At 46.9% G+C, this 26,385-nt stretch carries 17 protein-coding genes, 1 tRNA gene and 9 pseudogenes; 19 read left to right on the top strand and 8 right to left on the bottom strand.

Translation table 11 applies throughout. The features are described from left to right. Positions 1 to 13 precede the first annotated feature (13 nt). Both bacA and folB read right to left on the bottom strand, forming a co-directional pair. Positions 14 to 832 carry an undecaprenyl-diphosphate phosphatase gene (gene bacA, locus KQP84_RS05860; RefSeq protein WP_215845555.1) on the bottom strand — a complete coding sequence of 273 codons (819 nt, stop codon included), beginning with the start codon at positions 830 to 832 and terminating at the stop codon, positions 14 to 16. Positions 833 to 1,025: 193 nt separating this feature from the next. Next, positions 1,026 to 1,384: pseudogene (gene folB, locus KQP84_RS05855) on the bottom strand (bifunctional dihydroneopterin aldolase/7,8-dihydroneopterin epimerase). 108 nt (positions 1,385 to 1,492) lie between these two features. Here folB and plsY point away from each other — a divergent pair. Beyond that, positions 1,493 to 2,098, top strand: coding sequence for a glycerol-3-phosphate 1-O-acyltransferase PlsY (gene plsY / locus KQP84_RS05850; RefSeq protein WP_215845554.1), 606 nt, complete (start codon positions 1,493 to 1,495; stop codon positions 2,096 to 2,098). Positions 2,099 to 2,126: 28 nt separating this feature from the next. On the opposite strand, the pseudogene tsaD reads toward plsY, so the two are convergent. Beyond that, positions 2,127 to 3,139, bottom strand: a pseudogene (gene tsaD / locus KQP84_RS05845) (tRNA (adenosine(37)-N6)-threonylcarbamoyltransferase complex transferase subunit TsaD). Positions 3,140 to 3,417: 278 nt separating this feature from the next. Between tsaD and rpsU the strand changes: the two are divergent. The 3 genes from rpsU to rpoD all read left to right on the top strand — a co-directional run bounded on the left by rpsU (position 3,418) and on the right by rpoD (position 7,676). Next, positions 3,418 to 3,633 (top strand): 30S ribosomal protein S21, encoded by a 216-nt coding sequence (gene rpsU, locus KQP84_RS05840; protein ID WP_001144069.1) that lies wholly within the window; start codon positions 3,418 to 3,420, stop codon positions 3,631 to 3,633. Between the two features lie 118 nt (positions 3,634 to 3,751). Next, entirely contained in the window at positions 3,752 to 5,497 is a 1,746-nt protein-coding gene (gene dnaG, locus KQP84_RS05835; protein ID WP_215845553.1) for a DNA primase, read from the top strand. Positions 5,498 to 5,834: 337 nt separating this feature from the next. Then, positions 5,835 to 7,676 carry an RNA polymerase sigma factor RpoD gene (rpoD, locus tag KQP84_RS05830; RefSeq protein WP_215845552.1) on the top strand — a complete coding sequence of 614 codons (1,842 nt, stop codon included), beginning with the start codon at positions 5,835 to 5,837 and terminating at the stop codon, positions 7,674 to 7,676. 130 nt (positions 7,677 to 7,806) lie between these two features. Here the strand turns inward: rpoD and mug are convergent, their stop codons facing one another. Both mug and KQP84_RS05820 read right to left on the bottom strand, forming a co-directional pair. After that, entirely contained in the window at positions 7,807 to 8,334 is a 528-nt protein-coding gene (gene mug, locus KQP84_RS05825) for a G/U mismatch-specific DNA glycosylase (RefSeq protein ID WP_215845551.1), read from the bottom strand. Continuing rightward, complete coding sequence (locus tag KQP84_RS05820; RefSeq protein ID WP_215845550.1) at positions 8,334 to 8,918, bottom strand: TetR/AcrR family transcriptional regulator; 585 nt, start codon at positions 8,916 to 8,918, stop codon at positions 8,334 to 8,336. Before KQP84_RS05820 ends, mug begins: the two co-directional genes overlap by 1 nt. 139 nt (positions 8,919 to 9,057) lie before the next feature. Here KQP84_RS05820 and KQP84_RS05815 point away from each other — a divergent pair, with 139 nt between their 5' ends. The 8 genes and pseudogenes from KQP84_RS05815 to KQP84_RS05775 all read left to right on the top strand — a co-directional run bounded on the left by KQP84_RS05815 (position 9,058) and on the right by KQP84_RS05775 (position 17,709). Beyond that, positions 9,058 to 9,858 (top strand): SDR family NAD(P)-dependent oxidoreductase, encoded by an 801-nt coding sequence (locus tag KQP84_RS05815; RefSeq protein ID WP_215845549.1) that lies wholly within the window; start codon positions 9,058 to 9,060, stop codon positions 9,856 to 9,858. Between the two features lie 289 nt (positions 9,859 to 10,147). After that, a tRNA-Ile gene (locus KQP84_RS05810) sits at positions 10,148 to 10,223 on the top strand. Positions 10,224 to 10,752: 529 nt separating this feature from the next. After that, positions 10,753 to 12,357, top strand: a complete 1,605-nt coding sequence (locus KQP84_RS05805) for a class I SAM-dependent DNA methyltransferase (RefSeq protein WP_215845548.1) — start codon at positions 10,753 to 10,755, stop codon at positions 12,355 to 12,357. After that, complete coding sequence (locus tag KQP84_RS05800) at positions 12,347 to 12,910, top strand: restriction endonuclease subunit S (protein ID WP_215845547.1); 564 nt, start codon at positions 12,347 to 12,349, stop codon at positions 12,908 to 12,910. Before KQP84_RS05805 ends, KQP84_RS05800 begins: the two co-directional genes overlap by 11 nt. Next, a pseudogene (locus KQP84_RS26395) lies at positions 12,883 to 13,754 on the top strand (restriction endonuclease subunit S); the annotation flags it as partial. The gene KQP84_RS05800 and the pseudogene KQP84_RS26395, both read left to right, overlap by 28 nt. Continuing rightward, positions 13,751 to 13,987, top strand: coding sequence for a hypothetical protein (locus KQP84_RS05785; protein ID WP_215845545.1), 237 nt, complete (start codon positions 13,751 to 13,753; stop codon positions 13,985 to 13,987). The pseudogene KQP84_RS26395 and the gene KQP84_RS05785, both read left to right, overlap by 4 nt. Positions 13,988 to 13,995: 8 nt before the next feature. Next, positions 13,996 to 14,430 carry an abortive infection family protein gene (locus tag KQP84_RS05780; protein WP_215845544.1) on the top strand — a complete coding sequence of 145 codons (435 nt, stop codon included), beginning with the start codon at positions 13,996 to 13,998 and terminating at the stop codon, positions 14,428 to 14,430. Further along, positions 14,423 to 17,709: pseudogene (locus KQP84_RS05775) on the top strand (type I restriction endonuclease subunit R). The gene KQP84_RS05780 and the pseudogene KQP84_RS05775 overlap by 8 nt, the downstream one beginning before the upstream one ends. Before the next feature lie 430 nt (positions 17,710 to 18,139). Here KQP84_RS05775 and KQP84_RS05770 read toward each other — a convergent pair. Further along, positions 18,140 to 18,572: pseudogene (locus KQP84_RS05770) on the bottom strand (integrase core domain-containing protein); the annotation flags it as partial. 17 nt (positions 18,573 to 18,589) lie between these two features. On the opposite strand from KQP84_RS05770, the gene KQP84_RS05765 reads away from it, so the two are divergent. Next, on the top strand, positions 18,590 to 18,670 hold the full coding sequence (locus tag KQP84_RS05765) for a hypothetical protein (protein WP_370661495.1): 81 nt from the start codon (positions 18,590 to 18,592) through the stop codon (positions 18,668 to 18,670). A gap of 14 nt (positions 18,671 to 18,684) precedes the next feature. Then, positions 18,685 to 18,798: pseudogene (locus KQP84_RS25225) on the top strand (IncC plasmid conjugative DNA transfer DtrJ family protein); the annotation flags it as partial. Between the two features lie 264 nt (positions 18,799 to 19,062). Here KQP84_RS25225 and KQP84_RS05755 read toward each other — a convergent pair. After that, the gene (locus KQP84_RS05755) at positions 19,063 to 19,515 is read right to left on the bottom strand and encodes a hypothetical protein (protein WP_215845543.1); all 453 of its coding nucleotides are present in this window, start codon (positions 19,513 to 19,515) and stop codon (positions 19,063 to 19,065) included. 507 nt (positions 19,516 to 20,022) lie between these two features. Between KQP84_RS05755 and KQP84_RS05750 the strand changes: the two are divergent. From KQP84_RS05750 to ddlA, 5 genes and pseudogenes are all read left to right on the top strand, one after another. Beyond that, positions 20,023 to 20,836: pseudogene (locus tag KQP84_RS05750) on the top strand (DUF8606 domain-containing protein); the annotation flags it as partial. 722 nt (positions 20,837 to 21,558) lie between these two features. Next, a pseudogene (locus KQP84_RS05745) lies at positions 21,559 to 22,019 on the top strand (tyrosine-type recombinase/integrase); the annotation flags it as partial. Next, on the top strand, positions 21,967 to 22,410 hold the full coding sequence (locus tag KQP84_RS05740) for a TIR domain-containing protein (protein WP_215845542.1): 444 nt from the start codon (positions 21,967 to 21,969) through the stop codon (positions 22,408 to 22,410). The pseudogene KQP84_RS05745 and the gene KQP84_RS05740, both read left to right, overlap by 53 nt. 5 nt (positions 22,411 to 22,415) lie before the next feature. Beyond that, on the top strand, positions 22,416 to 22,787 hold the full coding sequence (locus KQP84_RS05735) for a hypothetical protein (RefSeq protein ID WP_215845541.1): 372 nt from the start codon (positions 22,416 to 22,418) through the stop codon (positions 22,785 to 22,787). A 956-nt stretch (positions 22,788 to 23,743) separates the two neighbouring features. After that, positions 23,744 to 24,841 carry a D-alanine--D-alanine ligase gene (ddlA, locus tag KQP84_RS05730; protein WP_215845540.1) on the top strand — a complete coding sequence of 366 codons (1,098 nt, stop codon included), beginning with the start codon at positions 23,744 to 23,746 and terminating at the stop codon, positions 24,839 to 24,841. Positions 24,842 to 24,849: 8 nt separating this feature from the next. Here the strand turns inward: ddlA and KQP84_RS05725 are convergent. Beyond that, a pseudogene (locus KQP84_RS05725) lies at positions 24,850 to 26,271 on the bottom strand (GGDEF domain-containing protein). Between the last annotated feature and the right edge of the window lie 114 nt (positions 26,272 to 26,385).

Raw genomic sequence — 26,385 nt, 5'->3', positions numbered from 1 at the left:
GCCGCGAAACGGTTTACATAAAGATGGTGTAAACCACCGCTGCAAGGATGAAGCGGTAGATAGCAAACGAAACGAAAGAGATTCGCTTGATGAGCTCAAGGAAGACTTTGATGGCGATCATCGCGACGACAAACGCAGTAATGAAACCCACCGCAAACATCGGGAAATCTTCCATGGTCAGGAAACCGATGCTCTTGTAGAGGTCTAATCCCGTTGCGCCAATCATCATCGGCACCGCTAGGATGAATGAAAATTCTGATGCCGCATAGCGGCTCACGCCCATGAGCATGCCGCCAGAAATAGTCGCACCTGAACGCGAGAAACCCGGCCACAGCGCCAGACACTGGAAGCAACCGATCATAAACGCCTGACGATAAGTGATATCGTCAATACCAACCGCTTTAGGCTGCTTAGGTTTGAAAAACTCCGCCGCCAGCAACAGCACGCCCCCTACCACTAACGCATACATCACGTTTATCGGGTTAAACAGCGTTTTGATTTGATCATGAAATGCCAGCCCAACCACCACGGCTGGCACCATGCCCAGCAGAATGTGGATCAGCGTTAAATGTCCGCTGCCGATGCCCTCATGTTTCACTTCACCGAAGCGAATACCAATTAAACCAAACAGGCGGCGCCAGAACATCACCACTACCGCCAGAATCGAACCCAGCTGAATCACAACTTCAAACGTTTCAGCCTTTTGCCCTTCAAAGCCCAGCAGGTGGCCAACTATAATCATGTGCCCTGTTGAAGAGACCGGTAAAAACTCGGTTAACCCTTCGACAATGCCCAGGATTGCAGCTACCCAAAGCTGATGAATATCTGCCATCAAATTTTCCCTCTATCCGTGTTAAAACCATTAAAAAGGCGGTAGCGCGAGGGCTATCGCCTGAAATTCTGCCTGCATTCGCCTGAATAAAACCTTACGTTTTTGGGCTAATTCGCGTTAAGCAACGAAACGGCACTTGCTATGACAAACAGTAATTTGGTTTGGTTTCATTGTGATGGCAATCACATCGAGTTTATTTAGGAATAGTCCCGCGCTCAATTCGAACGCCAACCTGCGCTGCCTGGGCTACAGCCCCGGTTTTGCTACCTTTATGCGTACTCCCGGCGAATTGAAACGGTTCATCAACAGATCCGCGATTTCTTCAGCTACGCGCTCAACAAGCGCAAAACGGCTGCCGTTTAAGTGGGCCAGGATGGCTTCGGAGACGTCAGCGTAGCTCAGGCAATCCTTCACATCGTCGCTGCTCGCGGCTAAACGGTTATCCCAAGCCATTTCGACATCGAGCACCAGCTTCTGTTGAATACCTTGCTCCCAGTCGTAAACGCCAATGGTGGTGAACACCGTGAGTTGTTCTATAAATACGATATCCATGATGTCAGTCTCTGTTTTTGGCTAAGCCGGATACCACTTCCGGCGGATTATGCGTATTATCCATGGTTAAAGAGAACAAAACGACCCTAAAGGAAACGGTACTGTGTTATGAGTGCTATCGCGCTTGGTATGATTATTTTCGCGTATCTTTGCGGTTCGATTTCCAGTGCGATCCTGGTTTGCAAACTCGCTGGCCTGCCCGATCCTCGCGCTCACGGCTCAGGAAACCCTGGTGCGACTAATGTGTTACGCGTGGGCGGCAAAGCGGCAGCGATCTGCGTTCTGATTTTCGACGTATTGAAAGGCATGGTGCCCGTCTGGCTCGCTTATGTGTTGCACGTATCGCCGCTCTATCTTGGCTTAACAGCAATTGCTGCTTGTCTGGGTCACATCTATCCGGTGTTTTTCCGTTTTCGCGGCGGTAAAGGCGTAGCAACAGCATTAGGCGCGATTGCGCCGATTGGCTGGGATCTGACGGGATTGATGACGGGAACCTGGTTGCTGACCGTGTTATTAAGCGGCTACTCATCGTTGGGTGCGATCATCAGTGCACTGATTGCGCCATTTTACGTATGGTGGTTTAAACCGCAGTTTACGTTCCCGGTTTCGATGCTTTCTTGTCTTATTCTGTTGCGCCATCACGACAACATCCAGCGCCTGTGGCGCGGACAAGAAACAAAAATCTGGAAGCGTAAGAAAAAGCGCGAAGAATAAAAAAGCCGGCTAGCCGGCTTTTTTTACGTCAAATGGCGGGTAATTCCGCTAGCGGCCAGCGAGGACGAACACTTACGCCTAGCCCACCGCGGGTTCCGCCTTTTAAGCGCACCATGCCCGCGTAGGCAATCATTGCGCCGTTGTCGGTGCAGAATTCAGGACGAGCGTAAAAACTTCTCCACCGCGCGCCTGCATCATTTTAGCCATCTGCTCACGCAACGTGCTGTTCGCACTGACGCCACCTGCAATGACCAAACGCTTAAAGCCGGTTTGATCTAACGCGCGCTTGCACTTGATCGAGAGCGTATCCACTACCGCATCTTCAAACGCGCGTGCGATATCGGCTCGCGTTTGATCATCGTCATCGTTACCGCGAATCGTGTTCGCGGCAAAGGTTTTCAAGCCAGAGAAACTAAAATCCAGCCCCGGACGATCGGTCATCGGACGGGGAAATTTAAAGCGGCCTGCCGTACCTTGTTGCGCCATTTTTGACAGCATTGGTCCGCCCGGATAATCGAGTCCTAACAGCTTAGCGGTTTTATCAAACGCTTCACCGGCAGCATCATCAATCGATTCACCCAACAGTTCATACTCACCGATGCCGGTTACGCTGATCAGTTGTGTATGCCCACCAGAAACCAATAACGCGACAAACGGAAAGGAGGGAGGATTGTCCTCTAACATCGGCGCCAGCAAATGTCCTTCCATATGGTGAACAGGTACAGCCGGCACTTTCCAGGCAAAGGCCAACGCACGGCCAATGGTTGCCCCTACAAGCAGCGCGCCGACCAAACCTGGACCCGCCGTATACGCTACTGCATCAATCTGCTGCGGCTGTAAATTTGCCTGTTTCAACGCGGCCTGAATCAGTGGAATGGTTTTGCGCACGTGATCGCGTGACGCCAGTTCAGGCACGACGCCGCCGTAATCGGCGTGCAGTTTTACCTGACTATAAAGTTGATTAGCCAGCAGACCGGCCTGATCATCGTAGATTGCGATGCCGGTTTCATCGCATGACGTTTCAATACCCAAAATTCGCATTGCATCACCTCTTTCTTGCGGCGCGCAGTTTAGCACAGCAAATGTGCAGACAGAGGTGCCAAACCCTGCAAAAAGTGATTTTCTGCCGCCTAAAGAGTGCGCTATACTTCCGCCCCTGAAAAAACCGGCAGCCGCACAGGTAATCGCTCCTGTTGGTTTCAAATTATACATGGCGCTTTACAAACCAACTTGAGTTGGAGTAAAATGCTGCACCATTTTGAAATGTGCTGGCGCCGCAGTCAGCAGCAAAACCGAATATTATTGAGGTAAGAGGTTACATGCCGGTAATTAAAGTACGTGAAAACGAGCCGTTCGACGTAGCACTGCGTCGCTTTAAACGTTCTTGCGAGAAAGCAGGCGTTCTGGCTGAAGTTCGTCGTCGTGAGTTCTATGAAAAACCGACTACCGAACGTAAGCGCGCTAAAGCGTCTGCAGTTAAGCGTCACGCCAAGAAACTGGCTCGCGAAAACGCACGCCGCACTCGTCTGTACTAAGTTCTTCTGGAGGTTCGCCTCCATTGCGTAATATACGCAGACAGAGTCAAGTAAAAGGCCGTGCTTTCCGAAAGGAAGCGCGGCTTGTTGCCGTTTATGAGCTAAAAATTTGGGGCGTATGGCTGGACGAATTCCACGCGTATTTATTAATGATTTGCTTGCCCGCACGGACATCGTGGATCTTATCGATGCCCGCGTTAAGCTGAAAAAGCAGGGTAAGAATTTCCACGCATGCTGTCCTTTCCATAACGAGAAAACGCCCTCTTTTACCGTAAACGGTGAGAAACAGTTTTATCACTGTTTTGGCTGTGGTGCCCACGGCAACGCTATCGATTTTTTAATGAACTATGATCGTCTTGAGTTCGTTGAAAGTATTGAAGAGTTAGCCACTTCCCACGGTTTAGAAGTGCCTTATGAAGCAGGCAGCGGGCCAACGCCGATGGAACGTCATCAGCGACAAAGCCTTTATCAGTTGATGGATAATCTGAATGGTTTCTATCAGCAAGGCCTGCAGCAATCCAATGCCCAGCCCGCACGCGACTATCTTGACCGCCGCGGCCTGAGCGCCGACATCATTAATCATTTCGCGATTGGTTATGCTCCCGCCGGTTGGGACAATGTTCTCAAACGTTTTGGTAAGCAGCCGGACGATCGTGAATCATTAATGGAAGCCGGCATGTTAGTGACCAATGATAAGGGCCGCACCTATGACCGCTTTCGCGAGCGCGTCATGTTTCCAATTCGCGACAAGCGAGGCCGTGTCATTGGTTTTGGTGGACGCGTATTGGGTAACGACACGCCCAAATATTTAAATTCGCCAGAAACACCCATTTTTCATAAAGGCCGCCAGCTTTATGGCCTGTATGAAGCACTAAAAAATCATCCTGAACCAAAACGACTTTTAGTGGTTGAAGGTTACATGGATGTGGTCGCGCTTGCGCAGTTTGGCGTTGATTACGCTGTAGCGTCGCTCGGTACGTCAACCACAGCCGAACATATTCAATTGCTGTTTCGCAGCACTGATAATGTCATCTGTTGTTATGACGGCGATCGCGCGGGTCGCGAAGCCGCATGGCGTGCCCTCGAGACCGCATTACCTTACATGAATGATGGTCGTCAGCTACGCTTTATGTTTTTGCCGGATGGCGAAGATCCAGACACGCTGATACGCAAAGAAGGGAAAGAGGCGTTCGAAGCGCGTATGGAGCAGGCAATACCGCTCTCCTCTTTCTTATTTGATTCTTTGCTGCCGCAGGTCGATCTCAGTTCACGTGATGGCAAAACGCGCTTGAGCACGTTAGCACTACCTTTGATTTCACAAATCCCAGGTGAAACCTTGCGTATTTATATGCGTCAGGAACTGGGAAATAAGCTCGGCATTTTGGATGACAATCAGCTTGAAAAGTTGATGCCCAAGCTGGCTACAAGCGGAGCGGCGCCGATTGCGCCGCCGCTTAAGCGAACGACCATGCGCGTGTTGGTTGCCTTATTGATACAGAATCCGCAACTGGCCACGATGGTGCCGTCGCTTGACGGGCTTGCTGAATCGAAAATGGCCGGTTTGCCGCTGTTTGTCGACTTAATCAACCGTTGTAACGAGAATCCTGGCTTGACCACTGGCCAGCTACTAGAGTTATATCGCGGAACAAATTTTAGTCAGACTCTTGAAACCCTGGCAATCTGGAACCACATGATAGTGGATGAGGAAGCTGAAGAGGTGTTTCAGGACTCGCTGGCCAGTGTTTACGACTCCGCGCTTGAACAGCGGCTTGAAGCGCTCATCGCACGCGATCGTACACAGGGATTAAGCGCTGAAGAACGCCGTGAGTTCTGGGCTTTGAGCCAGGCTCTTGCAAAGAAATAACAGTTTCATTGGGCCTGAAGTTGAAGACGCCAGAAATGGCAGTAAAGCAGGCTAATCAGTTTTAAAGGCGCGTCTCGTCAATTTGAAGACGTCGGCATAAAAGCCAAGCCTAATTAACATTGTTCCAGAGAAATCATTACTGCCGCCCGTTTGCCGCGTTGCAAAGGGTTATGAAGGCCATCTCGGACAGCAAGATTTGCGGCTTAAGTGCCGATTACTGATGGGCGTAGCCCACGCCGCGACGAGGGTAGCGGCAAGAATATAATGCCTTCACTGCTATTGTTGGCTCGCTGCCGACCGACACCAATCTAATTAACAGAAGTGTGGATACCGTCTTATGGAGCAAAACCCGCAGTCACAGCTCAAGCTTCTTGTCACCCGTGGTAAGGAGCAAGGCTATCTGACCTATGCTGAGGTCAATGACCATCTGCCGGAAGATATCGTCGACTCCGATCAGATCGAAGACATCATCCAGATGATTAACGACATGGGCATTCAGGTGGTTGAAGAAGCCCCGGATGCTGACGATCTGATGCTGAACGAAAACAGCTCCGATACTGATGAAGATGCTGCAGAAGCGGCCGCTCAGGTATTATCCAGCGTTGAATCTGAAATTGGCCGCACCACTGACCCGGTTCGCATGTATATGCGTGAAATGGGTACCGTTGAACTTCTGACGCGTGAAGGCGAAATCGACATCGCTAAGCGTATTGAAGACGGTATCAACCAGGTTCAATGCTCTGTTGCTGAATACCCGGAAGCGATTACTTATCTGCTGGATCAGTACGATAAAGTTGAAGCAGGCGAATCACGCTTGTCTGATCTGATTACCGGTTTCGTCGATCCGAATGCTGAAGAAGATATCGCACCGACTGCAACGCATGTCGGTTCTGAACTTTCTGAAGCAGATCGTAACGATGAAGAAGAAGATGACGAAGAAGATGACGACAGTGCTGATGACGATAACTCAATCGATCCAGAGCTGGCACGTGAGAAGTTTTCTGACCTGCGTACGCAGTATGAAACCACGCGCACCGTTATCAAAAGCAAGGGCCGCAGCCATGCTGATGCCGTTGCTGAAATTCAGAATCTCTCTGACGTATTTAAACAGTTCCGCCTGGTGCCGAAGCAGTTCGATTACCTGGTAAACAGCATGCGCGTAATGATGGAACGTGTCCGTACTCAGGAACGTTTGATCATGAAGCTGTGTATTGAACTGTGCAAAATGCCGAAGAAAAACTTCATCACGCTGTTCACCGGCAACGAAACCAATGAAAGCTGGTTCAAAGCTGCGCTGGCAATGAACAAGCCGTGGTCTGAAAAGCTGCTTGAAGTGCAGGATGACGTTATGCGTTCCCTGCAAAAACTGGCTCAGATTGAAGAAGAGACCGGCCTGACCATTGAGCAAGTGAAAGATATCAACCGTCGCATGTCGATTGGTGAAGCCAAAGCGCGTCGCGCGAAGAAAGAAATGGTGGAAGCCAACTTGCGTCTGGTGATCTCAATCGCCAAAAAATACACCAACCGCGGTCTGCAGTTCCTTGATTTGATTCAGGAAGGTAACATCGGCCTGATGAAAGCGGTTGATAAGTTCGAATATCGCCGTGGTTATAAGTTCTCTACTTACGCCACATGGTGGATTCGTCAGGCAATTACCCGTTCTATCGCTGACCAGGCGCGTACCATCCGTATTCCGGTGCATATGATTGAGACAATCAACAAGCTCAACCGTATTTCGCGTCAGATGCTGCAAGAGATGGGCCGCGAGCCGACGCCAGAAGAACTGGCTGAACGCATGCTGATGCCAGAAGATAAAATTCGCAAAGTGTTGAAAATCGCTAAAGAGCCGATCTCAATGGAGACGCCAATTGGTGATGATGAAGATTCACATTTGGGCGATTTTATCGAGGACACCACGTTAGAGCTGCCGCTGGATTCTGCTACCTCAGAAAGCCTGCGTAATGCCACTCACGATGTGTTGGCTGGCCTGACTGCACGTGAAGCCAAAGTTCTGCGTATGCGTTTCGGTATTGATATGAACACTGACCATACCTTAGAAGAAGTGGGCAAACAGTTCGACGTTACGCGTGAGCGTATTCGTCAGATTGAAGCCAAAGCATTGCGTAAATTGCGCCATCCGAGCCGCTCGGAAGTGCTGCGTAGCTTCCTCGACGACTAAGTCAGCTAAACCCCGGTTCGCCGGGGTTTTTTATTTCAGCGTACCTTCTCCGCCGTTTTTACTCAGCTTTTTCACTCCGGCTCCCTTCCCTGCCGATACATTGCTGATGATCAGTCGCGTTGTGCTTTGCTCAGTCACTCTTCATCCGTTTTGCCTCTAACGCATGATGAAGCTGTTGATATGCTTCAACCATTTCTTCCAGTGACGCACGATTTAACCCGCTTGGATTAGGCAGCACCCACACTTGGGTTTTTCCCATAAATATCGGCTGCGCGCCCCACTCAACTCTGTTTTTTCCAAACGCGCGCTTAAACGCATCTTTCCCCAAAATAGCCAAAGCGGCAGGCTGATATTGCAAAACTTTTGCCATCAAACGCTCACCACCCTCTTGTAGCTCATTAACTGCTAGCTCGCTTGCCTGTACAGTCGGGCGCTCAACTAACATTGTGATGCCACATCCTGTATCAAGTAAGCGCTGCTCTTCCTCAGGCTTGAGCTGTTGCTGCGTGAAGCCCGCCAGATAGATAACCTTCCAAAATCGATTACCCGGATGCGCAAAATGAAACCCTTTATGCGCGGTGGAATAGCCCGGATTAATGCCGCAGAAGAGTACGTTTAAGCCAGGCGCAATAATATCGGTGATGGTGTGCTCGCTCATTAAGACTCCAGCCCAGCACGGGTCATTAAGGCGTAACGACTGCGCGCCAGCATTTCATCAGCGAGCTGATCATCGGGACAGGCTCGCGCTAATGCCAGTGCACCGACCATTTCCGCTAACATGCTGGATGCCAATGCTTCGGGCTGATCGTGCCCCATTTCCCGCAACGGCTTCGCCAGTCGCTCATGAACAGAATGCATTCCCTGGGAAAATATTTGCCGTGCTTCCTCTGGAAGATGCGCCACTTCACTCACCAAAGCGGGCAGTGGGCACCCTTCTGCGGGCGCATTACGGTGAACAACCGAAAGGTAATAATTGATAAAAGCCACCAAGCGCTGTGCAGGCGGTGCATCTTGCGCCACAGGCTCAACCCGTTGCGCGGAATCCGCAAACATTTGCTTCATCACTTCCTGAACTAAATCATCTCGCGAGCTGAAATGCGCGTAAAAACCGCCATGCGTTAATCCCACACGTTTCATTAACGACGCGACGCCAATGCTTTCCGTCCCCTTCTCGCGCATTACACGAGCGGCCTCTTCAAGAATGCGCTGGCGCGTGCGCGCTTTGTGCGTTTGTTTCTCCATATCATCATTCTCAATTTTGCTGTGCAAACGTTATGACAATCATAGTAATTATTATGATCATCATATTCCAGCTTGACGCCATATATGATGATCGTCATATTAAATGAAATTATGACAACCATCATACGAGGAATAGATTATGTCGAACGCATCTCCTTTAGGTTTTGCTTTGATCACGGGCGCATCAAGCGGTATCGGCGCGACTTACGCGAAACGTCTGGCAGCACGCGGATATGATCTCATTTTGGTCGCACGTGATAAGGCACGTATGGATACGCTGGCTTCTTCATTGACTCAGCAGCACGGCGTTCAGGTCAAAATCTTAACAGCCGATTTAACGCTCTCTGAGGATCTGGCTCGGGTAGAACATGAACTTACAACCCATTCGCACATTAGCCTGCTTTTGAATAATGCTGGTATGAGCGTTGATGGCGAGTTCATCAAAGCCGATATCGAACGTATTGATACCATGCTTACCCTGAATATTATTGCTCTGACACGACTTGCTCATGCTGCGGCACAATCGTTCAAAGCGCGTGGGAATGGGACAATCATTAACATTGCCTCGGTGTTGTCGCTGGTACATGAAAATTTCAATGGCGCGTATAACGCTTCGAAATCTTATGTCCTGACATTAACGCGAGCGATGCAGCATGCACTGGCTGAAAGTGGCGTTCAGGTGCAAGCCGTTTTACCTGGCGCAACGCGTACCGAAATTTTTGATCGTTCAGGTAAGTCTATTAGCGAGATCCCAGCAGAGATGCTGATGGATGTAGATGAGATGGTTGATGCAGCGCTCGCGGGCCTCGACAGCGGTGAAGCGGTGACTATTCCTGCCTTGGAAGAGTTGGCTTTGTGGCATGAATATGACCGTGCTCGCGGTGCGATGCTGCCTTTCCTCTCGCGTGATCAGTCAGCCTCGCGTTATCGTCAACGCTAAGTTGAAAACAAATTTTATGGCGAAAGCCGGTTATTAAATAAAACGCGTGTGACAGGCCAGATGCAGTCCGCGCGTCAAAATATTATGAATGTTATGTACAGCAAAGCCGCAAGAGCAGATCAATATCGAAGTAAAAGAGTGAACCCTTTATCCAGATTCGAGACTTTTCTGTAATTATTCAGATTATTTCCTATAAAAATCAAACAGTCATCAAATGCTGATTATTTCAGCAACCAACCGTTCAATGCTGGATCGCCCCGAGCAGATACTTTATAATCCTCGCTCCGCTGGCCCCTTAGCTCAGTGGTTAGAGCAGGCGACTCATAATCGCTTGGTCGCTGGTTCAAACCCAGCAGGGGCCACCAAAATTTATCAAGGGCTTACGTTAACAACGTGAGTCCTTTTTGTTTTCTGGGGGGCTGTAGGGGTGCCATTGAAAATACCTAAATGCTCTTTAGTTTATTAATTGCTGCTGTCAGCTACCAACGCTATACAATCAAATCCTCATTGCCTCGCTTCCCTATTCGATAAGACTGTTAAAACACGTTGTATCTTTACCACCTGTGTGCGTACTAAGGGGCCAGAGCATATTCAAGTCAAGCATTGAGGAATGCAGTGCCTCGGCCGTGAATACTGAGAAAAGCTATTGCGGAACTGGTTGCATAAGTCATCAATATTTCTAGCCACGAAGATGGCATCAAACTTGCCTTCATTATGGCAAGGACGAAATCAAATCAGACTGGTTTTATGAGATAATCTCTGTCAAGTCTACTTCACATATATTGCCGGACGCTCACATAGAGTTTACCTCAAAGGGGTTTTCCACTTGTCAGAGCGTTCCTATTAAGACCCGGACTTCGATTATTTTTCTAATGAAAAAGAGAACGCATTCATATGGCTAAATCACCAACCAAGAAAGCTGGCAAAGGCTTCGAAGAAACACTCTGGGATACCGCCAACCAGCTGCGTGGCAGCGTGGAATCCTCCGAATACAAGCACGTAGTGTTGAGCTTGGTATTTCTGAAATTTATCAGCGACAAGTTCGAAGCCAAGCGCAAACAGTTAATCGACAACGGCCAAGAAGCCTTTGTAGATATGGATGTCTTCTATCAGCAGGACAACGTCTTCTTCCTGCCACCAGAAGCCCGCTGGTCTTATGTCAAAGCCCGCGCGAAGCAAGATGACATCGCAGTGATTATCGATACGGCCCTTTCTACTATAGAGAAACGCAATGCGTCGCTGACGGGTGCCTTGCCTGATAACTACTTCTCCCGTCAGGGGTTAGAGGTGAAAAGGCTCGCTTCTCTCATTGATAGCATCGAGAACATCGACACCCTCGCCAACGAATGTGATCTGACCGAGGAGGATTTAGTAGGCCGCGTCTACGAATATTTCCTTGGCAAGTTTGCGGCCAGCGAAGGTAAAGGCGGTGGTGAATTCTATACCCCTAAAGCAGTGGTGACCTTGCTTGCTGAAATGCTCGAGCCCTATCAGGGCAAGATTTATGACCCATGCTGTGGCTCTGGCGGGATGTTTGTGCAGTCCCTCAAATTTGTTGAGAGTCATCAAGGTAAGAGTAAGGACATCGCAATTTACGGCCAGGAGCTGACCAGTACCACCTACAAGCTGGCCAAAATGAACCTGGCGGTGCGCGGACTCTCCGGCAATCTGGGAGAGCGCCCGGCCGATACCTTCTTTGCCGATCAACACCCAGATCTCAAAGCCGATTTTATCATGGCTAATCCACCCTTTAACCTGAAGGACTGGCGCAACGAAGCGGAGCTCACCAACGATCCACGCTTTGCGGGTTTTCGCACTCCTCCAACCGGCAACGCTAACTATGCCTGGATCCTGCACATGCTCTCCAAGCTGAGCGAAGACGGCGCTGCGGGCTTTGTGCTGGCCAATGGCTCGATGAGCTCGAATACCAGCGGTGAAGGAGAGATTCGCCAAAAGCTGATTGAAGATGACCGTATCGAATGCATGATTGCCTTGCCGGGGCAGCTGTTCTTCACCACCCAGATCCCAGTTTGCCTGTGGTTTATCAGCAAAAATAAACAAGCAAATCCTCAATATGGTTACCGCGATCGTCGCGGTGAGACCTTGTTTATCGATGCCCGCAATCTTGGCACTATGGTAAGCCGTACCCAAAAAGAGCTGACCAAAGAGGATATCGCCACCATCGCTGATACCTTCCACGCTTGGCGCAGCAGCGAGAGCGAACTCAAGCGCCGTATCGAGGCCAACGAGATTGGTGTTGAGCAATATCAGGATCAGGCGGGTTTCTGCAAAGCTGCGACGCTTGATGAGATGAAGGCTAATGACTTTGTGCTGACTCCGGGCCGCTATGTCGGAGCTGCTGATATTGAGGATGACGGGATTGCTTTTGAAACCAAGATGCAGGAGCTGACCCAAACTCTTTATCGACAGTTGGATGAAGCGGCAACGCTGGATCAGGCGATTCGTGCCAATATGGAGGCATTAGGTTATGGGGAGTAAGTGGTCTAGTTGGGCTCTTTATGAGCTGGATATTACTTTTGAAGATGGAGATAGATCTAGTCGTTACCCTAAAGCGAATGAATTCTTAGAGTATGGTAATTATCCATTTTTAAACACAAAAAATATTGTTGATGGAAGATTGGATTTAAGTGAAATTAACTTTCTATCTGATCAGAAATTTTCTGAAATTAAAAAAGGAAGAGTAAATCCCAATGATATCATCATCTCAACCAGAGGGAGCCAATTAGGTAAAGTTGCATTCTACAGTGACCATAGATGGAGCCAGCCGCTAATAAATGCTCAACTTCTTATTATTCGTGTAAAAGATGAGCGACTTGTTCCTGAGTATTTGTATCTGTTGCTCAACTCAACGGATGGAAAAAAACAAATTGAAATGTTGAAATCAGGTTCTGCTCAACCACAGTTGCCAGTAAGAGATTTAAAGAAATTTATAGTTAACCTCCCTGATATAAAGATACAAAAAAAACATTACTATTACACAATAGCCTCGACAACAAAATTATTCTCAATCGCCAAATCAACCAAACCCTAGAGCAGATGGCGCAAGCACTGTTTAAATCATGGTTTGTGGACTTTGATCCCGTGGTTGATAACGCGTTGGATGCAGGGTTTTTCGAGCAAGATTTAGAGTTCCCTAATGAGTTGCTGCTCCGTGCAGAGGCCCGTAAAGCGGTGCGCGAAAGTGCCGACTTTAAACCGCTACCGGAGAATATTCTCCAGCTCTTCCCTGCAGCTTTTGAGTTATGCTCTGAACCTTCCCTAGGATTGAGGGGGTGGGTGCCCCAGACATGGGCAGTAACTACAGTAGGTGATGTATTTATTGTGAAAGGCGGCTCTACGCCGAGCACTACAAACCCTGATTTTTGGGAGGGGGCGACATCCACTGGACCTCACCCAAAGACCTCTCGGGTAATAACGACAAAATCTTGCTGACAACTGAGCGTAAAATCACTTCAGCAGGATTGCAGAAAATCTCATCAGGATTATTACCTACGGAAACGGTACTAATGTCCTCTCGCGCACCTGTCGGCTACCTAGCTTTGACCAAAATTCCTACAGCAATAAATCAGGGTTATATCGCAATAACTGATACAAAATGCCTGTCGCCGGAGTTTACGTTGTATTGGCTTGATTCAAACATGGACATAATTAAAAGCATGTCCGGAGGTACCACTTTTGCAGAGATTAGTAAAAAGACGTTTCGTGGAATACAACTAGTCATTCCAAACATTGATGTTGTAAGTTTTTTCTCGACGATAGTCGGTTCGTACTTATCCAAAATCACTAAAAATTCTGAAGAATGCAGCACGTTAGAAGACCTCCGAGATTATTTATTGCCAAAGTTAATTAATGGCGAATTCGAGGTGAATTCATGACACAAAATGCATTTCGCCTCAGCCTGAGTACAAAAGCGATAGCGGGGACAGATTCTGCTATTCATCTTATTGAGCAGAAAGAGAGATTAGAGGCAGCTATCCAAGCTCAAGATTCTGCTCTGTCGATCGACCTGTCAAAGGCTTTCCTTGAGTCAATTTTTAAAACCATAATTTCAGACCGATTGGAAGAACCAGACTTACGTAAAGAATTTTTCCTCTTTTTAGGGATGTAAAGGATCGGTTGCCATTCAGTGACGATGAGGATATTGCTGAAAAAATTTCTCGGCTCGCAGGTTCAATAGTAAGTGTAACTAATGAGCTACGTAATAGACATGGGGCAGCCTCCCATGGAAGTGATGGTTATCACCAAAGCGCTCTGCGCATGGGCGATGTGGAATTTATAGCTTCTTCAGTTGATGGCCTGGCAGCATTTCTTTATAAAAAACATCGTGAAACACTTGAGCCTGATAACCATTATCGTATTCGATATGAGGATTACCCTGATTTCAATGACTGGCTTGACGGTCAATTTGATGGTTTTTCAATGCGTTTATCCGAGAAAATATCTATAGAATACCTCGCAAGTCAAATGCTATTTGAGCAAGATCCTGCCACTTATAGGGAGATGTTACTTCAATATACCTCTACAGAAGAATCGGAGGATGAAGATGACTAGTCCCTTACACTTCACAGAATCAAAGCTGGAACAGGCCATTATCTCCCTACTGGGGCAGCACTCCAATGCGGAAGGCCAACCCTGCTACCCTCATTTTGTCGGTAACAATTTGCCGCGCAAAGAGAAAAGTGAGGTGCTGATTACGGATGATCTGCGCCAGTATCTCGCCAACCAGTATCAGGCTGAGGGGATCACGGAAGGAGAGGTTTCTCACATCCTCCATCAGTTGCAGACTCTGCCTGCCAGCGATCTCTATCAGAGCAATAAAACCTTCTGCCATTGGCTCAGCAACGGCTTTTTACTTAAACGTGAAGATCGTAATAAGAAAGATCTCTATATCGAGCTGATGGATACCAGCACCTTGTCAGAGCAGTTAACTAGTTTATTTACAGGGTCTGGCGAAGAGATAGCTGAGGTGGGCAATAATATCTACCGGTTAGTTAATCAACTGGAGATAGAAGGCCAGACCCGTGACGGCGGGCTGCAACTGCGCATCCCCGATGGCATCTTGTATGTGAACGGCTTGCCGCTGGTAGTCTTCGAGTTTAAATCGGCGGTACGTGAAGAAGAGGCCACCACCTATGACGCCTGGCGCCAACTTTGTGTGCGCTACAAGCGCGATATTCCTAAGCTGTTTGTCTATAACGCGCTGTGTATTCTCAGCGATGGGGTGAACAATAAGTTAGGTAACCTGTTTGCCCCTTACGAGTTCTACTACGCTTGGCGCAAGGTGAACGGTAACGAATCCACCGAGCAAGATGGCATCAATGGTCTTTACACTTTGATCCAAGGGCTATTTCATCCGGTCCGTTTGCTGGACGTGTTGAAGAACTTCGTTTTCTTCCCAGACACCAGCAAACAGGAAGTGAAGATCTGCTGTCGCTACCCGCAGTATTACGCCGCCCGCAAGCTTTACTACAACATTAAAAAAGAGCGCAAGCAGATAACGGCTAACGGCGAGAATATCGGTGGCACCGGTAAAGGGGGAACCTACTTTGGTGCTACTGGCTGCGGCAAGAGCTATACCATGCAGTTCCTTGCCCGGTTGTTGATGAAGAGCGTCGATTTTGCCAGTCCGACCATTGTTCTCATTACCGACCGCACCGATCTTGATGAACAGCTCGCGAAGCAATTCTGCAATGCCACCGCTTTTATCGGCGATGCAGTGATTGAACCGGTCACCAGCCGTCAGGATCTGCGAGACAAGCTGGCCGGATGCGCTAGCGGCGGGGTATTCCTGACCACCATCCACAAGTTTACTGAAGATATTCAACTGCTCTCCAATCGCAGCAATATCATCTGTATTTCTGACGAAGCCCACCGCAGCCAGATTAACCTCGACCTGAAGATCAGCATTGATGCTGAAAGCGGAACGGTGAAAAAGACCTACGGTTTTGCTAAATATCTACACGACTCACTGCCTAACGCTACCTATGTTGGCTTTACCGGCACCCCTATCGACGCCACTCTGGATGTATTTGGCCCCACCATCGATAGTTACACCATGACCGAATCAGTTAATGATGAAATCACGGTGCGGATTGTCTACGAAGGGCGAGCTGCCAAAGTGGTGCTTGATAACAGTAAGCTGGAAGAGATCGAGCAGTACTATCAAGAATGCGAAAAACTGGGTGCCAGTGAACACCAGATTGAAGAGAGCAAGAAAAGCACGGCCAATATGAATTCTATCTTGGGCGATCCGGATCGCATTGAGGCATTAGCTAAGGATTTCGCCCAGCATTACGAAAAACGGGTGACAGAAGGCTCGACTATCAAAGGCAAGGCGATGTTTGTCTGCGCCAGCCGCGAGATTGCCTACGATTTCTATAAGAGACTGAAACTTCAGCGCCCCAAGTGGTTCGAGGCAAAACAGGCTATTGATGGCGTCACCCTTACCGAGCAAGAGAAAAAGAGTTGATGAGTCTTCCTCTCGTCAACATGGTTATGACTCGTGGCCAGGATGATGATGAGGCTATGTACAACTTGCTCGGTACTAAGGAGTACCGCCGTGAGCTCGACAAACAGTTCAAGAACTCTAAGTCCAACTTCAAAATTGCCATTGTGGTGGACATGTGGCTAACCGGTTTTGACGTGCCCGAACTTGATACCATTTACATCGATAAGCCACTGCAAAAGCATAATCTGATCCAAACTATCTCGCGGGTAAACCGCCGCTTTGAGGGCAAAGAGAAGGGGCTTGTGGTCGATTACATTGGCATAAAAAGTCGAATGAATATGGCGTTAGCTATGTATTCGAAAGCTGATAAATCCAACTTTGAAGATATACAGCAGTCACTTATCGAGGTGCGTAATCACCTGCATCTGCTTGCTCAGGTGTTCCATACTTTCGATAGCCGCGATTACTTCTCTGGCGCACCGACCTTACAGCTGGAATGCCTCAACCGAGCCGCCGAGTTTGCGCTGCAGACCAAGAAGATTGAGCTGCGCTTTATGGGATTGGTGAAACGCCTGAAAGCCGCCTATGACGTTTGCGTGGGTAGTGAAGAGATCACTCAGGATGAGCGTGAGCGAATTCATTTCTATCTGGCCGTGCGTTCTATCGTCTACAAGCTTACAAAGGGCGATGCGCCGGACACCGCGCAGATGAACCAGAAAGTGCGTGAGATGATTGCCGAGGCACTCAAGGCTGAAGGAGTAGAGGAGATCTTCACCTTAGGCGAAGATAAAGCTGAGACCATCGATATCTTTGACGACGAGTACATGGCTCGTATCGGCAAGATCAAGTTGCCCAACACCCGGATGCAACTACTGCAAAAAATGTTGGCAAAAGCCATCAGCGATTTTCAAAAGGTGAACCAACTTCAGGGGATCAACTTCTCCAAACGTTTCCAGGCATTGGTTGATCAGTACAATCAGCGCAAAGAGAACGACGTGCTCAACGGTGAAGAGTTCGACACGTTCACCCAGCAGATGGCTGACATGATCTATGACATTAAGACCGAGATGATGTCATTTGCCGATATTGGCATCGATATAGAAGAAAAGGCATTTCTCGATATCCTGGCGCATATGTGCGAGAAGTACGATTTCACCTATGACGAGGATAAAATGTTGGAATTGGCCAAAGAGATGAAGGTGATTGTCGATGACAGTGCCCAGTACCCCGACTGGAGCAATCGCGACGACATCAAGGCTAAACTTAAAGTAGATCTTATCCTGCTGCTACACCGCTATGGCTTCCCTCCGGTAGCCAACGATGAAGTCTACAAGAGCGTGCTAGAACAGGCAGAGAACTTTAAGAAGTACCTACAAAGCTGATTTATCGAATTAGAATCCTCATATAGACTCATGCGCACCTATTTGCTGCGTGAGTCTACTGATTGAGTTAGCATATATTTGATAGATACCTCAGAGCCATTTATGGACGTCTTTTTTGCACATAAGCGCCTATTGAGTTCAACATTAGCGGCTTTAATCTAAAAGGGATAATTAACTCTATATCGAGTGATGGCTATCAACTAGGATGAATTTATTATTAGAAACGATGTGTCTTCCTCCGTGATAAAAGGACTATCTCTAGCTTTTATCCAATAAAATTATGACAACTAAATTAATCGTATTAACTGAATTCTCTATAGAATACCAGTCATGGCAAAACTTGCTAGCACTTAATTTTCAAATACCACTTAAATACGGCTAAAAAAACCCCTTAATAATTGTGACCTGCCCCCAGTATTAGATATAACCGTCAGTTAGTAATGTCGGTTTGTTTACCTTCACATTTTCCATTCCGCCACCGTGCTGCAAACTCTAATGGCGTCTGATAATTCAGTGCTGAATGCGGCCGACACTCGTTATAATCCTGCCGCCAGTTATTAATGATTTTCCTGGCGTGAACGATATCGCTGAACCAGTGCTCATTCATCGCGAAATCGTCCGTTAAAGCTCTCAATAAATCCGTTCTGCGTTGGCTTGCCCGGCTGGATTAAGCGCAACTCAACACCATGTTCAAAGGCCCATTGGTCCAGTGCGCGGCAAGTGAACTCCGGCCCCTGGTCAGTTCTTATCGTCGCCGGATAGCCTCGAAACAGTGCAATACTGTCCAGAATACGCGTGCCCTGAACACCTGAAATCCCGAATGCGATGGTAGTTGTCAGATACTCCTTCGTGAAGTCGTCCACCGGTATCTGGTAGCGATCTGGCTCGCCGCCTTAAGTTGGAGCATTACCCGTTACTGATCATCAAGCACTCACTAAGCCAACAAGTCTCAGCTCAATGATGGGATTCGCCAGACTGGTTTATCTGTCGTGGCCACCGGCTGTATATCCAAACCTGCTTTTGCTACCCGCTGCGATGATGCTGGGAATGACACTGGCAGTACTGATGGCATCGTTCAAGAAGTATCTGCAAGCTGGACCACAGCGTGCAGAGCTCAACTTTGTGCGCTGTCGTCAGCAGGTAAGCCGCGATAAGGACCGGCAGCTATATAGATCTAAGCTAACAATATTTACCTGCTGCTTTTTCTTTTTGTTGACATATCAAGATTCTTGATACTATGAATTGGTGCAATAATTGTTCTTTCACCTTCGATGTAGTAAACAAAATCTGGAGTTAATAACAATAGTTTCCCAGAGTGGCGTTCATAACTCTTTTCCTCATATGTTATGTTAACTATTCTTCCACCCCAAGCCCAAAAATATTAAGCGCTTTACCAAAGAAAGCTGAAGAGTAATCTCCATATACAAAAATAATGAATGCCGAAAGCCCACTAAGACAAGCAATCATTATCAGTCGTATTTTGAACTTTGAGGTAAAGTAAAAAGCATAAAATATTATTAGAGCCAGGGATAATAAAGCACCTGCGAACAGAACACTTTCATTAGGAGTGATAAAGTACTGAAGTATTATCAACAATATGAAAATCCCATTCATTATCAATAGCGCTACATGAGCCCCCATTTCTGAATCTGCTTTCCCCCTCCATATTAAAATCTTGTATCCTACCCATCCCCACATTACTAACGATAATACTCCGAGCATAATCATCAAGACAGTAGTTGTTATAGAGACAGCAAAAAAATTCTCAGAAATAATATCATAATTAAAAAATGAATTTTTAATCATGTAATTTATTAGAAGGCAGGATGTAATGAATGGAAAGTAGATAAAGTGCATTATCAGAAAAGTAATAACAGTACCACCATGCTTTTTAAATTCTCAATCTGCTCGGCACTAATATTACTCTCAACAACCCCTGAAGAAATAAAACTTTTAAACCAACCAGGAAATCTTTCCATGAATACCTCAAATCAGATGAGCGCAACAAAGCTTTATTAGTTAAGCCTGAAAGGATAATGATTAAAATTTGCTTTTCGACAATACACTTGTGGAGCTGCGTATGACAAATAAATTCTTAGGAAAAATAAGTTATGTTTTAATTGTTTTTAGTTTGAGCGCTACTGCAAGCGAGCTCGATAAAATCGCCACCACGTAGCACTTACCAGAGCAAGTCCAGCTCTCCCATGCCCCTAATGTCGCTGCGCATCCCCCAACCGCCACCGCTATTTATTCGACTCCAAGAAAGCCAACGAAGACCTCAATACCATGTGTGCTGCCACGCAGCCTTCGCGCGCGCTGGCTCTGGATTACGCTTCATGCGTGGATGATTTAACTGCTGATCGCCTCTCACAGATCTACGAAAACTCTCCGACGGCGGCAATCTGGGCGGAGCCTTTAAGCAACGTTTCAATAGCGAGTTGGAAGAAGAGTCGCTCAACCTGTCACACCAAATCATCATCGTGGCAGCGGAACTGAACCCCTCTACTGAACGCATAGTGGATTACCTGAGTAAAAATGGAATTTCCATTAACATCCTGTTCTTCAAATTATTCCAACACGGCAATGAGCAATTCCTGAGCCGCACCTGACTTATTGACCCGAGCGAAACCGAAACCAATGCTGCACAAGCTACGGCAGGAACGAGCGCCAAAATGAAAGAGCCCTGGAACGGTGAATTCTATGTCTCGTTTGGTGACCCACGTTTATCAGTGCCGGTGGCGGAAGCTGGTACAGCCAAACCTTAAAACAGCTTCAGCCTGGTCATCGCGTCTAGGTCAATATCCCAAATCGGGTTATGTAGGCGTCGATATAGTGCAAAGTGCTGTTGAGCCAGCCAGCAGTTATACACTCACTACTGAAGCCGGTGAAAACTCGCAATGAACGTGCTTAAGCATGGAGACCTTTATCGTGATAACTCAGATGATCCCGATAAGTCTGAGCATCTTGTCTCAGTGAGTTGGCTGGAAATCCGCAGTGAACAAGAAGCGGTAAATGAAATCGGATTCTTTGGAAATCAAAAAACAGTGTGTAAACCCACCACGCCAAAGTGGCAACATACCATTTAAAGGTTGAAAACCACTTCATAAGCTGGAATGCTCAAGATTAAAATCTACGTAATTCAAGTCAATAAAAGATAAGTTGAATCAATAAGGATTTTGACCATGCGTAAAATTATTTACTCCGAACAGCCGTTCCGGCGGTCACACGAAGGTGTGGCTGCCCCGACGGTTAATTCGGGGATTACCCATGCAAAACAGAAATCGTGCCGTGCGTCGGCATCATATGAAAAGACTCAAAGCTAAGCGCGGCTGTTACCATAATGCTGCTTATAGCTGGCCAGAAGGTGCGACTATCCGCAATGTAGGCAAGACTTATCAAACCCCTTGTAACTGCTCTTGCTGGATGTGTGGCAATCAGCGCTTGCATTACGGAATGAACATGCAGGAAGTGAGAGCAAAAGCTAAGTATCAGGATTAAGTAACTAAGCCCACCTCAATGGTGGGTTATTGCCCTTCACCGCTTTTTGATAAACCTTCTTGTAAGCCCTTCCCCGCCAACTTCAATCCCAACGAGTACAATGAGGAACATACAATGCAGAGTCGAGTCACGAACATCAGGATCACTAAACAGCAAATCTATCGTTCTGTAACAAGCTCAACGGCTATTGAAACAGGCGCCAGCAAACCGCGAATTTTCCGCTCTACCCAGTACACGCCGCCGTCGGGCAGCTGATACCAGATGTAATCGGTGATGCCAAACGCTTTGTCCGGATTGCCCAGCAGCTGGAAGCCGCTTTCTGCTGGCTGAGATCGTTCAACATATCCGGAAACGGGCGCGCGATGGAGTGAGGCCGAAGGTTTGAAGGGAAACCAAGTCCGCGCCGGTCAGATCACTATGTAAAAACTAAAGGCAAGAAAAACCGAGCGGTGCCGATAACAGAAAAATTATTGGCAGAACTACCTGCTAGCCGCAAAGCGCAATCCCTTTTCACGCCATGCTATTCGGCGTTTAGAAAAGCTATGCAACGGGCGGGAATTGAAACGCCAGCGGGACAGTTAACGCATGTTTTGCGACACACCTTCGCGTCTCATTTCATGATGAACGGCGGAAATATACTTGTTTTACAACAAGTACTAGGTCACACGGATATAAAGATCACAATGCGTTATTCACATTTTGCACCAAACCATTTTGAAACAGTAAAAACTTTCAACCCCCTTAATAAGGACATTGACCGTGCCTATCAAAGAAGAAATAAAAATATTTTTCTCATGGCAAAGCAGTATTGATATAAATTCTAACGCTAATTTCATAAGACATGCTTTGAAAAAAGCAAAAGATGAAATTGAGAAAAACAACAACAACATCCTATTAACGTTAGATGAAGCCACTCGTGACATGCCCGGAAGTCCAAATATAGCCGAAGCAATTAAAAATAAAATATCTTTATCCCAGATAGTAATAAGTGACTTAACTATAATAGATGGTAAAGAAGAGAGATTGTCATTTCCTAACCCCAATGTAATGTTTGAATTAGGATATGCGGTAGCCGAGATAGGTTGGAACAGAATTATTGTTCTTATGAATAAAAAATATGGTCATAAAGCAGAAAAACTTCCCTTTGATGTTAATGGCCAAAGAGTCTCCCCTTTAACTCTGATGATAATCCTAAAAGGTTAGTAGATTTGCTTGTGGTTGCTATTGAGGCCATAATTAATCATGACCCTAAAACTCCGCAACAATTAAGAGGTGTTACCAAGGAGACAATACTCTACGAGCAGGACACTAAGAGCATAGAGGAATTATTCAGTTATATTCACATACCAACCATTGAATTATTTATTAATGATCTGCCTAATATTTTACATCATGATTCTTTTACATGTTGGGAATCATTTAGATCTTTAATGGAGTCAGATTCTTTCCATATTCATGACAAGGTTATTGATGAATTATTAGGTGGAATTTTTATTGAGTGGGGTGAAATATATACTGCCGGCCTCTCTCACTATGAAGATATACAGAATGGCATGGACCTTGTTTTCCGAAAAACTTAATTCACTCTTCAGAATCAGCAAAAAAAGATTGGAATCTTATAGATGGAAATGCAAAAAATTTGAAGAAAAGATTTAGTGATTTAATAAAAAAGGTTCGTTCAGATTACATTCAAGTAGACTTAAGAGAGGCTGCCAAACGTGCTTGGAATGATATTAAGGCCAATAGACCATCGTTTCCAAACATATAACTTTGAAAATTATAATATTTTATCAATAAATTGAGTTAAATGAGGTTGCTATAAACAATTAAACTGATGGCAGAAAAGTGGCAGCAGAGCACAACGCTATCCGCTACTTTTCATCACTATCCGGCCTGAAGAAAACATAAAAATCAGTAAGTTACTGATTTAACTCGTTTCGAATTGGGACTCATAATTGCCTGGTCGCTGGTTCAAACCCAGCAGCAGCCACCAAATAAACAAGGCGTTAGATGAGAAATCGTCTGACTCCTTTTTCTTTGGGTGCGATTCAAATGTTGTAGTGGATAATGTAATAAATACTGAGTGACGTAGGAAATAACAATTGCTCTGATAACCGTCTCTGCAAGTGCCCTACACCATTAATGAATTGCGCCCTAAACCTATCAGCCGTCCAGGCTTATCAATAACGTGTCCTTTAAGCCATTCCTACCTTTCAGGACTAACTTCAAATCATGAGTTTCGAATTCCATTCAGCTATTGCGTAATGAGCAGCTTGCAAACCAAATAGATGCTAAGCGATTTATCAGTGTAAAAACTCTTCGAACAGCTTAATTAGCGTTACGTAGATCAGAGCTATGACACTTTATGCGCTATTAAAAACCGGGCTGGAAATTTGGCGTGAAGGTGTAACCGTTTACGGATAACTGTGAAAAAACCGGCGATGAAGCGCCTCAGTAGAATCCTTTCATCGGACTGTTTCCATCACGAATCCGCATGCTATCTTGTTCGTTTGCTTTATTTAGTGGACACAGATTGATGACTAAATTGCGGGTAGGCATTGTGTTTGGCGGGAAGTCAGCTGAGCATGAAGTATCGTTACAGTCGGCAAAAAATATCCTCGACGCCATTGATAAAACGCGTTTCGACGTAGTGATGCTGGGCATTGATAAACAGGGACGCTGGCATCTTAACGATGCGTCGAACTTTCTGTTAAATGCTGAGGACCCAGCAAGCATTGCACTGAATCGTTCAACAGATAACGTCGCGCTGATTCCAGGTCAAACTCAGCAGCAGCTGATCATCAGCCACAACTCACATCCGCTGTCTCAGGTTGATGTCATTTTCCCTATCGTACACGGCACGTTAGGAGAAGATGGTTCTTTGCAGGGCTTACTGCGTATGGCGTCGTTGCCTTTTGTTGGTTCTGATGTGTTAGGTTCCGCGGTCAGCATGGATAAAGATTTCACCAAGCGCCTGTTGCGGGACGCTGGGTTGCAGGTAGCACCCTGGATTAGCGTCACACAGGCGCAACGCGCGCAGTTGGATGTAAAAGCCGTGATTGCCCAACTTGGGTTGCCGCTCTTTATTAAACCGGCAAATCAGGGATCGTCTGTCGGTGTCAGCAAAGTAAACCGCGCCGAAGAATTCGACGAGGCTTTGGAGCTTGCCTTCTCTTTTGACAGAAAGGTTCTTATTGAACAAGGAATTAAAGGCCGCGAAATTGAATGTGCCGTATTGGGTAATGACCATCCACAAGCCAGCCCTTGCGGCGAAGTTGTGGTTCATGATGCGTTTTATTCATACGACACCAAATATATCAGCGAGAGCGGCGCACAAACTGTTGTGCCGGCGGAAATCTCGCCCGAAATCAGCGATGCCATTCGTGACGTCGCGATCAGCGCTTTTAGCGCATTGGAATGCTGTGGCATGGCGCGCGTAGATGTTTTCTTAACAGAGAATAGCGAAATAATCGTTAATGAAGTCAATACATTGCCAGGCTTTACTAACATCAGCATGTATCCAAAATTGTGGCAAGCGGCGGGCGTTAGCTATCAAGATTTGATCACCCGGCTGATTGAGTTGGCGCTAGAGCGCCATCAACAAGCCAGCCAGTTGAAAAACAGCGTAAGCTAAAAGTCCCTTCAGGCAACATTGCTGGTGAATTCGTGTTTAGCGTTCACCGGCGACGTCTGATTACGACCATTACGCTTTGATATATAAAGATTTTTATCTGCCGATGAGATTAAACGATTGGCGAGGCTTTGCCATTCACGCTCTTCGGCAGGTCTGTCTAATGCCAGTCCAAGGCTAACGGTGACGGTGACAGTATTCCCATGTAACCAGAACTTCTCTTTCACCATCGTTTGGCGAATCGCCTCGGCTAATTTGTAGAGCTGATGTTGGTTTTGATCAAAGAGCACAACGACAAACTCTTCGCCACCAAAGCGACAAATGTGACTTTCATTACCGACTACGCGCTGCATACGCCGAGCGATCTCTTCTAATACTTTATCGCCTGCATCATGGCCAAAATTGTCGTTAATTGCTTTGAAATAATCGACATCTAACAAGATCACGCCCATATTGCGATCCGCGCTAAATTTCTCTTGTTTCAAACTTTCATACAGACCCGAGCGGGAGAGAAGTTGAGTCAGGAAATCATAATCGGCCCGTAACGCTAAACGCTGGTTGAGTTGGCGGATAGCATCCATGCTCACCGCAACGATTAATGGGCTGAGTGCGACGGTGGCGACCCCTAAACGTGCCGAGGTGAGATGACTTAGTGGCAACAAATTTTCGTTGCCCTCAATGTTCATTACGCCATGTGAAACCAATATGATTTCAGCGATGCCCGTGATTAAAATCACCAGACTCGTCATCGGAACGGGCAAGGCAATTGCGCACCATATCAATGCGGGAACCGGAAACGTCAGGCTACCTGCCCCACCCATCATTGCGCCCAGGCCTAATGATAAAACCACAGCAATTACGGGCGAAATTTTGTTGATCTGTAAAAGATGGCGAAACGACGTAGATTGCCAGTGACGAATCAACAAACAAGGCAGCAACATCGCGCCAGTAGAAAATTGCTCACTAAACCAATCCCCCACGCGGTAGCCAGTTGCATATTAAATTTCCCTTCTTGCGCCAGTGCGCCCCAGGTTGCGCAGGCAAAAGCAGCCAGCAAACAGGCGGGGAAAATACGCAGCGCGTGGGTAATGCGCTCGCTGCCGGATTGTTCCTGAAAATGTTTTATCAGCATCGAAACCGCAACCAGAACAAACAGAATATTGGCAACGTTGAGCGTAAAAGCAGGAAGTGCCCAGCCAGAAAAAACGGTGTCGTTAAAAACCATGGCGGAGAAACAGGCGAGGTAATAACGCGCCTGATGCAAAAAGGATTGCGTACCATCAGCCCGGCAATCAGGGCGTTTACGGGCCAAAAAAGCGACAGTTCTTCTGGGATCCGCAAATGACTGCCGACAAAACAAAACAGCAGTGTGATGAGAAATAGCGAAAGGATATTTTTTTAAAATTGTGCTCTTCAAACAGCTTAACGCGCATACGTCTGGACCTTGTACCAGGAACACTTGCTGTACACGCCAATATAGAGGTGATTGGCGTCAGAATAATTAAACACTATTCGCCACCGAAGTTATCCTTTGAAAAGCGCAACTT

The sequence above is a fragment of the Candidatus Pantoea bituminis genome, assembly GCF_018842675.1.
Lineage (GTDB): Bacteria > Pseudomonadota > Gammaproteobacteria > Enterobacterales > Enterobacteriaceae > Pantoea > Pantoea phytostimulans.
Note: the sequence above shows the minus strand (reverse complement) of the source record. Positions and strands in the feature narration are given on the sequence as shown.

Coding starts and splice junctions, on each gene's coding strand:
- plsY (WP_215845554.1), top strand. CDS start 1,493: ATGAGTGCTATCGCGCTTGGTATGATTATTTTCGCGTATCTTTGCGGT.
- KQP84_RS05815 (WP_215845549.1), top strand. CDS start 9,058: ATGTCGAACGCATCTCCTTTAGGTTTTGCTTTGATCACGGGCGCATCA.
- KQP84_RS05755 (WP_215845543.1), bottom strand. CDS start 19,515: ATGATTAAAAATTCATTTTTTAATTATGATATTATTTCTGAGAATTTT.
- KQP84_RS05820 (WP_215845550.1), bottom strand. CDS start 8,918: ATGGAGAAACAAACGCACAAAGCGCGCACGCGCCAGCGCATTCTTGAA.
- KQP84_RS05800 (WP_215845547.1), top strand. CDS start 12,347: ATGGGGAGTAAGTGGTCTAGTTGGGCTCTTTATGAGCTGGATATTACT.
- dnaG (WP_215845553.1), top strand. CDS start 3,752: ATGGCTGGACGAATTCCACGCGTATTTATTAATGATTTGCTTGCCCGC.
- bacA (WP_215845555.1), bottom strand. CDS start 832: ATGGCAGATATTCATCAGCTTTGGGTAGCTGCAATCCTGGGCATTGTC.
- KQP84_RS05785 (WP_215845545.1), top strand. CDS start 13,751: ATGACACAAAATGCATTTCGCCTCAGCCTGAGTACAAAAGCGATAGCG.
- KQP84_RS05805 (WP_215845548.1), top strand. CDS start 10,753: ATGGCTAAATCACCAACCAAGAAAGCTGGCAAAGGCTTCGAAGAAACA.
- mug (WP_215845551.1), bottom strand. CDS start 8,334: ATGAGCGAGCACACCATCACCGATATTATTGCGCCTGGCTTAAACGTA.
- ddlA (WP_215845540.1), top strand. CDS start 23,744: ATGACTAAATTGCGGGTAGGCATTGTGTTTGGCGGGAAGTCAGCTGAG.
- rpoD (WP_215845552.1), top strand. CDS start 5,835: ATGGAGCAAAACCCGCAGTCACAGCTCAAGCTTCTTGTCACCCGTGGT.
- rpsU (WP_001144069.1), top strand. CDS start 3,418: ATGCCGGTAATTAAAGTACGTGAAAACGAGCCGTTCGACGTAGCACTG.